We start from the raw sequence: 13,554 nt of genomic DNA on the forward strand, positions 1-13,554 counted from the left end.
CCCTCACTGGTGCGGGCCGTCCTTCCGAGGAGTAACGCACACGCCACAATCCGCGGCTGGCGTAGGCCGGCACCCTGCGCTGCACACCGCCCGGCTCGGTGAAACCCACATCCGCGATCGCCGACTCCGGCATGCGGAAGGATTCACCGTCCCCAGCGTGATCTCGACGACCTCGTGCTGAGCAACAGACACCCGGTTCATCGCTGTCCTCGATCCGTGGGGGAAAGCCGTTCCTCGCGCAGAAGGACGGTGTCGCAACGGATCTGCGTGTCGGCCCCGCCGCCGTAGTGTTCGGCGACAGCGGCGAACGCCGTTTTGGGTTCCCAGGGCATGTCCGGGTAGGTGTCACCGTGGCGGCCTTCCAGGACCTTGACGATGCCGAGGCTGGCGAGGTCGAGGTCGTCTCGCGGGTCGCCGTCGGGGCGGTGTGGGTGGCTGTGCAGCGCGAACAGGAATACGAAGGCGCTGTCGACGCCTTCGTTGTCGAAGATCTCCAGCAGCTCGGCGAGGTATGCGGCCTGACCGGCCTCGTCCCGGACGTAGTCCCCGTTCAGCCGGATCGGGTCACCGGTAACGGTGTCGTATTCGACGATCTCGTTGCTGCGCGGCGCCACATCGGCCGCGCCGCGCCAGGTGGCCGTGCCGAACCCGGTGATTGCCAGCGGCTTTCCCTGTGCGACCAGTTCGCGCACGCCCGCACGGAACTGATCGGCCACCTCAGCGGAGCGGATCAGCTCGACCGACACGAAGTCGAACGGTGTCCAGTCGATCCGCTCGAACGGTATGGCGCAGTAGGTGAGCTTGCCGCGGAAATGCTCACGGATCACGGCCACGGCCTCGGTGAGAAACTCGTCGAGCCGAGCGCTCACCTCGCCGACCCGGTCGTTGCGGCGGTCGGGGTCGGCGAACAGGAACTCGACGCGATCCCAGACGCCGTCGCCAGGCAGGAATCCCCGGTTCATCAGCGTCAGTTCGACGCCAGTGACGAACACGATCTCGGCTCCGGCGCTGCGCAGCCGCTCGGCGCGCTGTGCGCACTCGGCGAACAGCGACAGGATCTCCGCGGCCTCGAGTTCCAGCGGATACGGCGAGAACCAGACCTCGAGCCCGAGCTCGACGGCGCATTGAGCGGCCAGCTCGAGGCGCTGCAGGTCACCCCCGGTGATCTGGACGGCATTGCAGTGCAGATCGTCACGGATGATGGCCAGCTCCCGCTCGACCACCGCGGGGTCGAAGTCCGCCGGCGACATCCTGCCGTTCCGGACGAACCCGGTGTCATAGGTCATTCCCTTGCCTCGCATGTGCGTGATCCCGTCTGTCGATCGGATGTGGTCCGTCGACAGACTAGATAACAAACTTGCGTGCACGCAATATTGCGCGAACGCAGAGTGTGGCACAATGGGGCCGTGACGACGAGACCGGTGGGGTTGCGTGAGCGCAAGAAGGAGGCCACCCGGATAGCGCTGCGGGAAGCGGCACTGCGGCTGGCCCTGGAACAGGGACCCGACAACGTGCGGGTCGAGGACATCGCCGAGGCGGCCGGTGTCTCGCCGAGGACCTACAACAACTATTTCTCCAGCCGCGAACAGGCGATCGTCGCCGCCGTCACCGCGGATCGGGACGCACGAGTCGCGGCCATCGTCGCAGCGCGGCCGACCGAAGCTCGGCTCGCCGATGCCGTCACCGAGGCGATCGTGGCGCAATACAGCGACCCAGGTGAACATCATCGCGACACCCTGCTGCTGATCACCACCCGCCCGGCACTGCGCGCGGCGTTCCTGGGCGCCACCGGCACGATCACACCATCGCTCGCCGACGCGATCGCCGGCCACCTCCGCGATACCCGCGGCCCCACCGCCCGAGTGCTCGCCGCCAGTGTGGCCGCCGCAGTCCGCGTCGCGCTCGAACAATGGCTACAGCCGACCACTGGCATCCCCGCCGCCTCGGGCCTCCTCATCACCTCCGGCTCATTGCCGGACCTTCTCCGCGCCGCTCTCGCCCCACTCGAACCAGCATTCGACGCGGCCGAGAAGAGACCACAGTGACAACACAGACATCAGTGCGCAGGATCTTCTACCCCGGATAGTGGATTACCCGGGGTAAGAACGGTGACGGCCCAGCGGCGACCCGGCCGCGCCGTGCACGAAGCGACCCCGTTATCCGGGGCAAGTGAGGTGGGCCGATGGCGGCACCCGTGACCCGGATCGATGCTCGCCTGGCGGGACGGCATCCATGTCGCGTCGCTGGTCATCGCTGCACTCCATCATTGCAATGGTCGGGCATCCCGGCCGACGCCGTCGAGCTGATCCCCGTTATCGAAGACCCGGACGTCCCGAAGCTGCGCCCGATCGTGCACGGGCTGGTCACCGGCATCGACCTTCCATGATCCGGGACCACATCGGTATCGACGGACACTACGCCTTCCACCTGCCCGATCTGGGCGGAAATCATCGGCCGCTGCGTGACCCCGACAGCGCCGACGACGACTGACCCATCGGGCCAACCGTCCGGGCGGCCGCAGGATCGTCATGGCCTTCCCGCCGTCGATCGTGCTGGTTTACCGGTCGACGTCATCGACCGTGCTCTGTGCGACCGGCTTGTCATTCGTAATCCGCACGTCGTCCTCGACGGACACCCGGTAGTGCGCCCTATTCTGGTGCCTGGAAGCCGCCGATCTTCTGCTCGAGCAGTTCGGCCAGCCGCAGCGGGGTGCGGTCCTCGAACATCGGACCGATGAGCTGCACTCCCACCGGCAGGCCCTCGGGGGACCGGCCCGCGGGTATGGCGGTGGCAGGCAGGCCGGGCATGGTGGCCACACCGGCCCAGACGAGCTGGTCGAAGTACGGGTACTCGACGCCGTCGATGTCGATGTGCCGGTCCTCCAGACCTCCGTTGTGGTCGTGCGGGTAGGCGGGAGTGGGCGTGATGGGGCACGCCACGGCATCGAACTCGGCGAAGAGCTCCCGCCAGCCGTGGCGGTGGCGTTCGCGACGGTTGTTCGCCTCGACCCAGTCGCGGTGGCTGAGCACCATGCCGCGCAGCCGCGCCGCATCGAGACTCCGGTCGTCCGCACCCAGGGCGGCGGCGCGGGTCTGCAGTTGTTCGTACACGTCGACGGAAAGGCTCGTGGCGGCGTTCGACAGCATCAGCAGCATGTAGAGCGTCGCCGCTTCGGTCGGATCGGGCAGCAGCCGACTGCGCCGTTCGACGCGGGCGCCCTCGTCGACGAGCGCCTCGGCGACCCGGTTCACGCCCGCCCGCACCGCCGATCCGGTCGGAATGAGTGGATGGTCCTCGATGATCAGGACACGGAAGTCCGACAGCCGCTCGTGGCGCGCGGGCGGCAGTGCGAGGTCGTAGGCGACGCCGTGGGTCAGCGGGTCCGGTCCGGCCATCACGTCGAGCAGCAGCGTGAGATCGCGGGCGGTGCGCGCCATCGGGCCGACGACGGCGAGGTCGAGGTCGATCGGCAAGGCCGGCGCGGGCGGCGCGACCATGCCGCGGGTCGGCACCAGCCCGAGTGTCGGCTTGTGCGCGTAGACACCGCAGAAATGCGCGGGGGTGCGCAGCGAACCGGCGAGGTCGGAGCCGATGGACAGCGCGCCGAATCCGGCCGCCAGGGCCGCCGCCGAACCGCCGGACGACCCACCCGACGTGCGGCCGTGATCCCACGGATTGTTGGTGGTGCCGTAGATCTCGTTGAAGCTCTGGATATCTCGCAGCATCAACGGCACATTGGTCTTACCGAGCAGCACCGCGCCGGCCGCCTTCAACCGCGACACCTGTACCGCGTCCTCGGCCGGCACATAGTTCCTCTGCAGTGGCATGCCCCAGGTCGTGGGCAGCCCGGCCATGTTGTAGGACTCCTTGACCGTCACCGGAATGCCGAGCAGCGGCCGATCCTCGCCGCGGGCGCGCGCCTGGTCGGCGCGGCGCGCATCGGCCCGCGCGCGGTCGAAATCCGGTACACAGATCGCGTTGATCACCTTGTCGTCCCGCTCGATACGCGCGATCGCCTCATCGGTCAGTTCCACCGATGTCACTTCACCAACATGCAAGGCAGCCGCGAGTTCTTCCGCCGACCGAAAATTCCAATCCATGAAATCGAGGCTATTGGCCTGCCGGAGAGGACATAAAGTGCCGCTTCGCGCAACGGAAAGTCGAACGGACCACGTGCACCGGTGAAGTCACACGCTCGTTCTGCCATCGCAGGTCGTCCCACCCCAGGTCACAGCGTCGGCAGCGGGCCAACTTCATGAGCACAGGGCATAAGAATGCCGCGCCGTGCAACGGGATAGATGTCTCAATACTCATCCACGTTCCTCCCTCGGCCACAGACTGTTCGCCCGACCATTGGCTACCGCGCGGCGGGATCTGTGTCGGCCTGGAAGTTCAGGAGACCTTCATCGGACACCCGCGCATACTTCGCGAGGCTGCGAACCGACGTATGCCCAGACAGCTTCATCAGCACCGGCGTGGACGCGCCCTTTTGCGCAGCGTGGGTCAACCGCGAGTGCCGCAGCTGGTGCAAGGTATAGGGGCCTTCGTCGTAATGGCTGGTGTGAGCCTCGAACAACTCGACCGCGCGCCGGTATAACAGCCGCGCGCGTTCGGTCGACGGGTCGACACCATTCTTCGCCACCGACGGGCGGGTCTTGCGGTCGGTAAGGAACACCGGCCCGGACTTTCAGCGGCGTGCCCTCGCTCCGGCTACTGGGTCCATCATGAGTTGCGACGGTGCGGACACGTGATGTCGAACTCAATGCATGGCGTCGCCGCGATGTGGGCGTTCGAGTGTGTTCCGCGCGCGTTCCAGTACCTGTCGTGGTTCGAAGTGGTCGGCCTCCCACGAGTCGGTGCCGATGCCCACCTTGCCGCGCCAGGCCCGCACGATCTTGGCGTGCACCGGCCATCGCACGAATCGGCGCATGTCCTCTTCCGATTCCCACACCGTGATGGATCCACCGCGCCGCGCGGTGGGCCTGCCCCACAGCCACAGGCCCACCGCACCCTGCATGACTGGCCAGGTGTTCCCCAGCTCGTACCCGATCTCGTAGATGCTGCGGACTTCCTCGTCGGACCGGGCCAGGAAGTCGGTCACGCTGACGAATACACGCCCGGAAACGTCCTGGCGCGGACCGGGTTTCCACGGCATGAGCACGATGCCCTCCGCGAACGGCTGTTCGGGAATCTCAATAGTACGCACATGAATATCGTACGCATGCGCGTACTATCATGGGAAGAGTGTGATTCGAACTCAGCCGATCCGCGCAGAAGAGTGGGATCAAGGCAGCGGCAGATCCGTCGCGGGATGCCGGTTCGGTCGGCCCGGGGACTGATGATTGCCCTGACGGGTCCGATTTGGTGACCGGCCCCAGTCCTCAGACGGTCAATGGTTCGGGATGAGGGTGTACTTCGTGGAGAGAAATTCGTGGATGCCCTCGAAGCCGCCTTCACGACCGACGCCCGACTGTTTGACACCGCCGAATGGCGCTGCGGCGTTGGAGACGATGCCGGAGTTGAGGCCCATCATGCCCGTTTCGAGTTGGTCGATCATGCGGTGGCCGCGGGCGAGATCGCGGGTGTAGACATAGGAGACGAGGCCGTATTCGGTGTTGTTCGCGAGGTGGACCGCCGCTTCCTCGGTGGAGAACGTGGCGATCGCGAGGACCGGGCCGAAGATCTCCTCCCGGAGAATGTCGCTGCCGTCGGCGACCTCGGTGAGGACCGTCGGCTGATAGAAGCTGCCGGGCCCGTCGACCTTCGCGCCACCAGTCAGAACCACCGCGCCGCGCGCCGTCGCATCCGCCACGAGTTCGGCCGCCTTGTCCACCGCGTCGTCGTCGATGAGGGGGCCGATGGTCACCTCTTCCTCCGTGCCGCGGCCGATCTTCATCTCCTCGACCCGCTCGGTGATCCGTTTGGCGAACTCGTCGGCGACATCCTCATGCACGATGAACCGGTTCGCGGCCGTGCACGCCTGGCCGATGTTACGGAATTTCGCCGTGAGCGCGCCCTCGACGGCCTTGTCGAGATCGGCGTCCTCGAACACCACGAAGGGCGCGTTGCCGCCGAGCTCCATCGACACACGCAAGACGTTGTCGGCGGCCTGGGCGATCAGCTGGCGGCCGACCTCGGTGGACCCGGTGAACGACAGCTTCCGCAGCCGGGGATCGGCGATGATCGGTGCCGAGACACGGCGCGACGACGCGGAGGTGACGACGTTGACGACACCGGCGGGCAAGCCTGCCTCCACGAGCAATTGTGTGAAGAACAGCGTGGTCAGCGGCGTCAGCTGCGGGGGCTTGATCACCACCGTGCACCCGGCGGCCAGCGCGGGGGCGATCTTGCGGGTCGCCATGGCGAACGGGAAGTTCCACGGCGTGATGAAGAACGACGGTCCCACCGGCCGCTGGGAGACGATCATCTGTCCCGTGCCTTCGGGATTGAGCCCGTATCTGCCGTGGATGCGCACGGCCTCCTCGCTGAACCAGCGCAGGAACTCGCCACCGTAGGCGACTTCGCCGCGCGCCTCGGCGATGGGCTTGCCCATCTCCACTGTCATCAGCAAGGCGAGGTCGTCACTGTGCTGTTGCACGAGTTCCCAAGCGGCACGCAGGATGTCGCTGCGGGTGCGGGGCGCGGTGGCCGCCCACGAATCCTGTGCGGCGACGGCGGCGTCCAGCGCGCGGATCGCGTCATCGGCGGTGGCGTCGGCCACCTCGCGCACAACCCGGCCGGTAGCGGGGTCGCGTACCGGGAAGGTGCCGCCGCCGGCGGCATCGATCCACTCGCCCCCGATGAACAATTGGTGGGGGGCGGAAGAAAGCAGTACGGTCTCGCGTTCGGTCATGACGTCACTCCTGAGGCGATTGTCTCGGACACGGCTCGCGGTACGCCACTGCGCGCGGACGCTGCCGTGCGGGTCCTTTCAGTACGAGGCACGGGGAACCTTATCCGTGCTCGCGATGTAGGTCTCGGCCAGCTTCTCGGAGGCGCGTGCGAGCAGCGCCACGTCGGCTCCGACGAGGATGAAGCGGGCTCCCGCTTCGGCATAGTCGCGTGCGGCGACCGGATCGAAAGCGTTGACCCCGATGGGTTTTCCGGCCGCGGCTATGCCGGCGAAGGCCCGCTTCACCGCGGCGACGACATCCGGATGCGTCTGCTGCCCGAGCAGGCCCATCGAGGCGGCTAGGTCACTCGGGCCGACGAAAACACCGTCGACGCCGGGGGTTTCGGCGATCGCACGGGCGTTCGCCACGCCCTCGACGGTCTCGATCTGCACGAACACGGAGATGTGAGCGGCGTCGTTCTGCAGGTATCCGTCCACGCGGTTCCATCGCGCCGATCGCGCGAGCGCGCTGCCCACGCCGCGTACCCCCACGGGCGGGTACCGGGTCATCGCGGCGACTGCTTTCGCCTCCTCCGGGGTCGAGATCATCGGCACGAGGATGTTCTGCGCGCCGAGGTCGAGCACCTGCTTGACGATCACCGTGTCGCCCGCTGGGACGCGCACGACCGGCGTCGACGCATAGCCGGAGACGGCGTAGAGCTGTGCCAGCGTCGACTCCAGGCCGTTGGGCGCATGCTCCATGTCGATGAGCAGCCAGTCGAGACCCGCGCCGGCCATGATCTCCGCGGCGACCGGCGAACCCGAGCAGATCCATCCGCCGTAGAGCGTCCGGTCGGAGCGGGTCAGCTGGTCCCGGAACGTCGGATTCAGACGAAGCGACATGAGACCGTTCCCAACGATCCGTAGTCGGCGAGCACGGTATCGCCGCGTTCGACCCACATCGGGCGGGTGAAGGAGCCGGCAAGGACGATCTCTCCGGCCTCCAGCCGGTCACCGTGCTGGGCGAGCTTGTTCGCCAGCCATGCCACACCGGTGGCGGGGTGGTTCAGCACTGCCGCAGCGACGCCCGACTCCTCGATCGTCTCGTTGCGGTACAGCAGTGCCGATACCCAGCGCAGGTCGACGGTCCCCGCGGGCGGCACTGGGTTGCCGCCGTACACCAGACCGCCGAACGCCGCGTTATCGCTGATGGTGTCGACGATCGTGCGGCCGGCCAGCTCGATTCGCGAAGACAGGATCTCCAGTGCCGGGACGACGTACTCAGTGGCGCGCAGCACGTCGAAGACGGTTACATCGGGGCCGGCCAGCGGCGCGGCGAGCACGAACGCGAGCTCGACCTCGATGCGGACGTTGGAGAATTGTCCATGGTCGATGACTGCGCCGTTGTCGAAGACCGCGTCGGCGAAGATTGCACCGTAGTCGGGTTCGGTGATGCCGGTCGCTGCCTGCATCACCTTGCTCGTCAGCCCGATCTTGCGACCCACCGGCCGGCGCCCGGCGGCGATGCCGCGGCGGCGCCACTCGTTCTGCACGGCATAGGAATCCTCGATCGTCATGCCCGGGTGCCGGGCGGTCAGCAGCGGGACCATAGTGCGATCGCGCTCCGCGGCGGCGAGTTCGTCCGCGATCGTGATGATGGTGTCGGCATCCAGCGCCATCCGATGTCCTTTCCTGGTCGGGAGGCTTCTCGCGCGCTAGAGCTGGTGGCCCAGCTTGTACTCGCCCTTCTTCCAGTCGGGCAGGTCGTCGTGGCCGCGTTCGCGGGTGTAGGAGAAGCCGTCGGCGCCGATGGTGACCTCGAGTTCGCTCGATTCGACGCGCGGCAGCACCGGCTGGGGGTTGCCGTCGAGGTCGAGCACGAGCGAGGCTTCGGTGTACCACGACGGCACCACGGGAGTGCCCCACCAGTCGCGCCGCTGGTTGTCATGCACGTCCCAGGTCACCACCGGGTTGTCCGGGTCGCCCGTGTAGTAGTCCTGAGTGTAGATCTCGATGCGGTGGCCGTCCGGATCACGCAGGTACAGGTAGAAAGCGTTCGAGACGCCGTGGCGGCCGGGGCCGCGCTCGATGCGGTCGGACAGGCGAAGGGCGCCGAGCTTGTCGCAGATCGCCAGGATGTTGTGCTTCTCGTGCGTGGCGAACGCGACGTGGTGCAGGCGCGGGCCGTCGCCGCCGGTGGCTGCGGTGTCGTGCACGGTCGGCTTGCGGCGCATCCACGCGGCGTAGGTGGTGCCGGCCTCGTCCTGGATGTCCTCGGTGACGCGGAAGCCGAGGTCCTGATAGTGCTTGACGGCGCGCGGCACGTCCGGGGTGACCTGGTTGAAATGGTCGAGCCGGACCAGCGCGCCGGGGGTGTAGAGGTCGTAGCGCCAGGCGAGCCGTTCGACGTGCTCGGTGTCGTGGAAGAACTCGTACGGGAAGCCGAGCGGGTCGACGACCCGGACGGAATCGCCGATGCCCTTGGTGAAGCCCTCCTTGCGCCGCTCCACCTGGCAGCCGATCTCCGTGTAGAAGGCCTCGGCACGATCGAGGTCCTCCGGAGTGCGCACCCGGTAGGACAGCGCGGCGAGCGCCGCGACCGGGCCGCGGCGGATCACCAGATTGTGGTGGATGAACTCCTCTAGCGTGCGCAGGTAGATCGCGTTGTCGTCTTCCTCGGTGACGACCAGGCCGAGCACGTCCACGTAGAACTCGCGGGAGGCGGCCAGATCGGTCACGACGAGTTCGGCGTAGGCGACGCGGATGATGTCCGGCGGCGGCGAGGACGGGGTCGGTACCGGATCGGCTGCCACGATGGGCGCTTCCTGGGTGACGAAGAAGCCGGAGGAGGTGGGAATACGTTCGGTCATGTTTATTGCCTTGCTGCGCTGAGGGATCGGGGAAGGGCGCTCACTTGCCGAAGGTCGGGTTGTGCACCTTGCCGAGGGTGATGTGCACCGCCTGCTGGTCGGTGTAGAAGTCGATGGAGCGGTAACCGCCTTCGTGACCGAGGCCCGAGGCCTTCACGCCGCCGAACGGGGTGCGCAGGTCGCGCACATTGTTCGAGTTGAGCCAAACCATGCCCGCCTCGACCGCCTGCGAGAAGTTGTGCGCGCGCTGTAGGTCTTTGGTCCAGATGTAGGCCGCCAGACCATATTTCACGCCATTGGCGAGTTCGAGCGCCTCGTCCTCGGTGTCGAACGGGGTGATCGCCACGACCGGGCCGAAGATCTCCTCCTGGAAAATCCGCGCGTCCGGCTTCACGTCGGCGAAAACGGTCGGTCGCACGAAGTTGCCGGTCGGGAATTCGGCGGGGCGATCGCCACCGGCCACCAGGCGCGCCTCACCCTTGCCGATCTCGACGTAGCTCATGACCTTTTCGTAGTGCTCGGGGTGCACGAGCGCGCCGACCTCGGTGTCCGGGTCGTGCGGGTAGCCGACCCGCACGCGTTCGGCCTGAGCGGCGTAGCGTTCGACGAATTCGTCGTACACCTCGCGCTGTACGAGGATGCGGCTGCCCGCGGTGCAGCGCTCGCCGTTGAGGGAGAAGACGCCGAAGATGGTCGCATCGATCGCGGCGTCGAGGTCGGCGTCGGCGAAGACGACGGCCGGGGACTTGCCGCCGAGTTCCATCGACAGGCCCTTCAGGTACGGCGCGGCGTTGCCGAAGATGATCTGGCCGGTGCGGCTCTCACCAGTGAACGAGATGAGCGGGACGTCGGGGTGCTTCACCAGCGCGTCGCCCGCGTCCTCGCCCATTCCGTTGACGAGGTTGAACACCCCACGGGGCAGCCCGGCCTCCTCGAAAATGCCCGCCCACAGCGAGGCCGACAGCGGCGTGAATTCCGCGGGCTTGAGCACCACGGTGTTGCCGGTGGCCAGCGCGGGAGCGAGCTTCCAGCTCTCCAGCATGAACGGCGTGTTCCACGGCGTGATCAGACCCGCGACGCCGATCGGCTTGCGGTTGACGTAGTTGATCTGGCGGCCGGGCACCTTGTAGGTGTCGTCGGCCTGGGCAACGATCAGATCGGCGAAGAACCGGAAATTCTCCGCGGCGCGGCGCGCCTGGCCCAGCGCCTGGGTGATGGGCAGACCCGAGTCGAAGCTCTCCAGCTCGGCGAGGCGGGCGTCGCGCGACTCGACCAGGTCGGCGATGCGGTGCAGCACCCGCGAACGTTCGCGGGGAAGCATTTTGGGCCACGGGCCTTCGGTGAATGCCGTGCGCGCCGCGCGCACGGCGCGGTCGATGTCGGCCTTCTTGCCCGCGGCGGCACGTACATACGTCTCGTTCGTGACCGGATCGAGCACCTCGAAGGTGTCGTCGTCGACGGAGTCGACGAACTGTCCATCGATGTAATGCTGGATGCGGTCGGGCAGGTCGGCAGGGATGTGGCGGCTGCGCAGTGCGCTGTCGGCCATGGTTCCTCCTCCTTGAGGTCGGGAAGGGGTGCGGATTTCGATCAAGCGGTGAGGCCGGCGCGGCGACCCGGATCACGTTGGGCGAGATAGGTATTCATCGTTCGCCAGCGATGCTCGCGGGCGGCCAGCTCGATCTCGAGCGGATCGGCCCGTCGGCGGATGAGGTCAATGATGTGGTCGTGCTCGTCGACGGACTCGTGGGCGCGCTCGGGCACGAAGGCGAAGGTGGAGTCGCGCACGCCCGACATCCGCGTCCACCCCCGGCGCACCAGGTCGAGTATGTGCGGGTTCGGGCACGGCTCGAACAGCACAGTGTGGAATTGCTCGTTCATCACCGTGAACAGATGGGGGTCGAAGTCGTCGAGCAACTGCCGCAACCGGCTGTTGACACCAGCGGCCCGGTCGAGTTCGGCGTCGGTGAGATGCGGGACCGCGAGCGCCGTGGCAATGCCTTCGACGACTCCGAGCGTCTGCATCGTGTAGACGTACTCGGCCGGGTCGATCAGGGCGACCCGAGCGCCCACGTTGCGCTCGAACTCGACGAGTCCTTCTGCCTCCAGACGCCGGATGGCCTCACGCACCGGAACGACGCTCATGCCGAGCGTCTCGGCTATCGATCCGAGCACGAGCCGGTAACCCGGCACGAACCTGCGGTCGGTGATGCGCGCGTGGATCCATTCGTACGCGCGCTGCGATTTGCTGGGAGTATCGATCGTCTCGGCCACCACGGAATCATGCCTTCGCATCGCCGTGTGCCTCCGCATAGCGCGCCCGCCACTTGGCATTCATCGGAAACAGGCCGTCGACAGGGTGTCCCGCAGCCACCTGCTCGGCGACCCAGGCGTCCTCGATCTCCTGCGCGAGAGCCGCGTCGGCGACCTCTTCGGCGAGCGCGGCCGGGATGACGATGACGCCGTCGTCGTCCCCGACGATGACGTCGCCGGGAAGCACCGTCGCGCCGCCGCAGGCGATGGCGATGTCGACGTCCCACGGAACGTGCTTGCGTCCCAGTACGGCTGGGTGCCCGCCCCGGCCGAACACCGGGATGCCGATGTCCGCGACTGTGGCGCTGTCGCGCACGCCGCCGTCGGTGACGATACCTGCCGCATCCCGCGCCTTGGCGCGTAGCGCCAGGATGTCGCCGAGGGTTCCCGAGCCGCGTTCGCCGCGGGCTTCGATGACGATCACCTGGCCGGGGGCGACGGCGTCGAAGGCGCGCTTCTGCGCGTTGTAGCCGCCGCCGTGGCTACGGAAGAGGTCCTCGCGGTTCGGCACGAACCGCAGGGTTTTCGCTGTGCCGACCAACTTCGTCCCCGGACGCAGCGGGTGCACTCCGTCGATCGAGACGTTGTTCAAGCCGCGTTTGCGCAGCGCCTGCGACAGTCCCGCCACCGGGGCCTCCAGCAGTTTCGCCCGGAGGGCGGGGGAAAGCGCCGAAGACGGCGGCTCGGCGGCGGAAAGTCCCGCGGCAGCTCGCGATCCCCACGCTTCCTCGCGCTGCTGGTCATCGACCGAGGGCAGCGACCCGAGCGCGGGGTCGAAGACGGCGGAGCCCTCGACGACCCTCGTCACGAGGCGTCCGCTGGTGGGTGCGCTCGCCGCGCCGGGAGCGTCGACCTCGACCTCGATCACGTCGCCCGGCACCGCGACCGACGAGCCTGCCGGGGTGCCGGTGAGAATGATGTCGCCGGTCTCGAGCGTGAAATGCTGCGACAGGTCGGCCACGAACTGCGCGAGCGGGAAGATCAGGGCCGATGTAGTGTCGTCCTGCACGAGCTGTCCGTTGTGCCAGGTGCGTACGCGCAACGCCGCCGGGTCGACGCTGCGCGCGTCGATGAGCCCAGGGCCGAGCGGTGTGTAACCGTCGCGGCCCTTATTGCGGACGTTCGAGCCCTTGTCGTTGCCGCGCAGGTCGTAGAGCCCCCAGTCGTTGGCCGCGGTGACCCACGCGACGTGCGCCCACGCGTCCTCGATCGAGACGTGCCGAGCGGGCGTGCCGATGACAAGGGCGATCTCGCCCTCGAACGCGAGCAGTTCCGTTCCCGCGGGCCGTTCGATTTCGGATCCGGAGGCTGCGACGGAACTGGCGGGCTTGAAGAAGTACGACGGCGCGGCGGGTTTGCGCCCCCGCTGCGCGGCGCGCGACTCGTAGCTGAGGTGTACCGCGACGATCTTGCCGGGTGGGCCGGGCAGGGCCGCGAACCGGGGATCGATCGTCGGCGTGCCGATCGGAACTCCTTTGCCCATTGTCATATCTGAAATCGTATACGATCATATCGTCGTCGCAAAGTCGTTTGTGAGGA

13 protein-coding genes are annotated in these 13,554 nt (G+C 67.4%); 2 read left to right on the top strand and 11 right to left on the bottom strand.

The window, feature by feature from the left end; translation table 11 throughout:
* Nucleotides 1-197: 197 nt before the first annotated feature.
* Nucleotides 198-1,286 (bottom strand): hypothetical protein, encoded by a 1,089-nt coding sequence (locus AB0L63_RS24010; protein WP_364504838.1) that lies wholly within the window; start codon nucleotides 1,284-1,286, stop codon nucleotides 198-200.
* Between the two features lie 120 nt (nucleotides 1,287-1,406).
* On the opposite strand from AB0L63_RS24010, the gene AB0L63_RS24015 reads away from it, so the two are divergent.
* Both AB0L63_RS24015 and AB0L63_RS24020 read left to right on the top strand, forming a co-directional pair.
* Entirely contained in the window at nucleotides 1,407-2,045 is a 639-nt protein-coding gene (locus tag AB0L63_RS24015) for a helix-turn-helix domain-containing protein (protein ID WP_364504840.1), read from the top strand.
* A 137-nt stretch (nucleotides 2,046-2,182) separates the two neighbouring features.
* Entirely contained in the window at nucleotides 2,183-2,386 is a 204-nt protein-coding gene (locus AB0L63_RS24020) for a hypothetical protein (protein WP_364504842.1), read from the top strand.
* Nucleotides 2,387-2,648: 262 nt separating this feature from the next.
* On the opposite strand, the gene AB0L63_RS24025 is transcribed toward AB0L63_RS24020, so the two are convergent.
* The 10 genes from AB0L63_RS24025 to AB0L63_RS24070 all read right to left on the bottom strand — a co-directional run bounded on the left by AB0L63_RS24025 (nucleotide 2,649) and on the right by AB0L63_RS24070 (nucleotide 13,498).
* Entirely contained in the window at nucleotides 2,649-4,100 is a 1,452-nt protein-coding gene (locus tag AB0L63_RS24025; protein WP_364504844.1) for an amidase, read from the bottom strand.
* A gap of 257 nt (nucleotides 4,101-4,357) precedes the next feature.
* Entirely contained in the window at nucleotides 4,358-4,675 is a 318-nt protein-coding gene (locus tag AB0L63_RS24030; RefSeq protein ID WP_364504846.1) for a tyrosine-type recombinase/integrase, read from the bottom strand.
* 84 nt (nucleotides 4,676-4,759) lie between these two features.
* Nucleotides 4,760-5,206 (bottom strand): hypothetical protein, encoded by a 447-nt coding sequence (locus tag AB0L63_RS24035; protein WP_364504848.1) that lies wholly within the window; start codon nucleotides 5,204-5,206, stop codon nucleotides 4,760-4,762.
* 183 nt (nucleotides 5,207-5,389) lie between these two features.
* On the bottom strand, nucleotides 5,390-6,853 hold the full coding sequence (locus AB0L63_RS24040) for an NAD-dependent succinate-semialdehyde dehydrogenase (RefSeq protein ID WP_364504850.1): 1,464 nt from the start codon (nucleotides 6,851-6,853) through the stop codon (nucleotides 5,390-5,392).
* Nucleotides 6,854-6,931: 78 nt separating this feature from the next.
* Complete coding sequence (locus AB0L63_RS24045; protein WP_364504852.1) at nucleotides 6,932-7,735, bottom strand: HpcH/HpaI aldolase/citrate lyase family protein; 804 nt, start codon at nucleotides 7,733-7,735, stop codon at nucleotides 6,932-6,934.
* Complete coding sequence (locus AB0L63_RS24050; protein WP_364504854.1) at nucleotides 7,720-8,511, bottom strand: fumarylacetoacetate hydrolase family protein; 792 nt, start codon at nucleotides 8,509-8,511, stop codon at nucleotides 7,720-7,722. The genes AB0L63_RS24045 and AB0L63_RS24050 overlap by 16 nt, the downstream gene beginning before the upstream one ends.
* Nucleotides 8,512-8,547: 36 nt before the next feature.
* The gene (gene hpaD / locus AB0L63_RS24055) at nucleotides 8,548-9,702 is read right to left on the bottom strand and encodes a 3,4-dihydroxyphenylacetate 2,3-dioxygenase (protein WP_364504856.1); all 1,155 of its coding nucleotides are present in this window, start codon (nucleotides 9,700-9,702) and stop codon (nucleotides 8,548-8,550) included.
* A 40-nt stretch (nucleotides 9,703-9,742) separates the two neighbouring features.
* Nucleotides 9,743-11,251 (bottom strand): 5-carboxymethyl-2-hydroxymuconate semialdehyde dehydrogenase, encoded by a 1,509-nt coding sequence (hpaE, locus tag AB0L63_RS24060; protein ID WP_364504858.1) that lies wholly within the window; start codon nucleotides 11,249-11,251, stop codon nucleotides 9,743-9,745.
* A gap of 41 nt (nucleotides 11,252-11,292) precedes the next feature.
* Complete coding sequence (locus tag AB0L63_RS24065) at nucleotides 11,293-11,976, bottom strand: GntR family transcriptional regulator (RefSeq protein WP_364504860.1); 684 nt, start codon at nucleotides 11,974-11,976, stop codon at nucleotides 11,293-11,295.
* A 7-nt stretch (nucleotides 11,977-11,983) separates the two neighbouring features.
* Nucleotides 11,984-13,498 (bottom strand): fumarylacetoacetate hydrolase family protein, encoded by a 1,515-nt coding sequence (locus AB0L63_RS24070; protein WP_364505070.1) that lies wholly within the window; start codon nucleotides 13,496-13,498, stop codon nucleotides 11,984-11,986.
* Between the last annotated feature and the right edge of the window lie 56 nt (nucleotides 13,499-13,554).

The organism is Nocardia sp. NPDC051990 (assembly GCF_040680755.1).
Classification (GTDB): Bacteria; Actinomycetota; Actinomycetes; order Mycobacteriales; family Mycobacteriaceae; genus Nocardia.

What these genes read in the sequence shown, in the direction of transcription:
- AB0L63_RS24020 (WP_364504842.1), top strand. Translation starts at nt 2,183, where the DNA reads ATGGCGGCACCCGTGACCCGGATCGATGCTCGCCTGGCGGGACGGCAT.
- AB0L63_RS24045 (WP_364504852.1), bottom strand. Translation starts at nt 7,735, where the DNA reads ATGTCGCTTCGTCTGAATCCGACGTTCCGGGACCAGCTGACCCGCTCC.
- AB0L63_RS24050 (WP_364504854.1), bottom strand. Translation starts at nt 8,511, where the DNA reads ATGGCGCTGGATGCCGACACCATCATCACGATCGCGGACGAACTCGCC.
- hpaE (WP_364504858.1), bottom strand. Translation starts at nt 11,251, where the DNA reads ATGGCCGACAGCGCACTGCGCAGCCGCCACATCCCTGCCGACCTGCCC.
- AB0L63_RS24010 (WP_364504838.1), bottom strand. Translation starts at nt 1,286, where the DNA reads ATGACCTATGACACCGGGTTCGTCCGGAACGGCAGGATGTCGCCGGCG.
- AB0L63_RS24040 (WP_364504850.1), bottom strand. Translation starts at nt 6,853, where the DNA reads ATGACCGAACGCGAGACCGTACTGCTTTCTTCCGCCCCCCACCAATTG.
- AB0L63_RS24070 (WP_364505070.1), bottom strand. Translation starts at nt 13,498, where the DNA reads ATGGGCAAAGGAGTTCCGATCGGCACGCCGACGATCGATCCCCGGTTC.
- hpaD (WP_364504856.1), bottom strand. Translation starts at nt 9,702, where the DNA reads ATGACCGAACGTATTCCCACCTCCTCCGGCTTCTTCGTCACCCAGGAA.
- AB0L63_RS24025 (WP_364504844.1), bottom strand. Translation starts at nt 4,100, where the DNA reads ATGGATTGGAATTTTCGGTCGGCGGAAGAACTCGCGGCTGCCTTGCAT.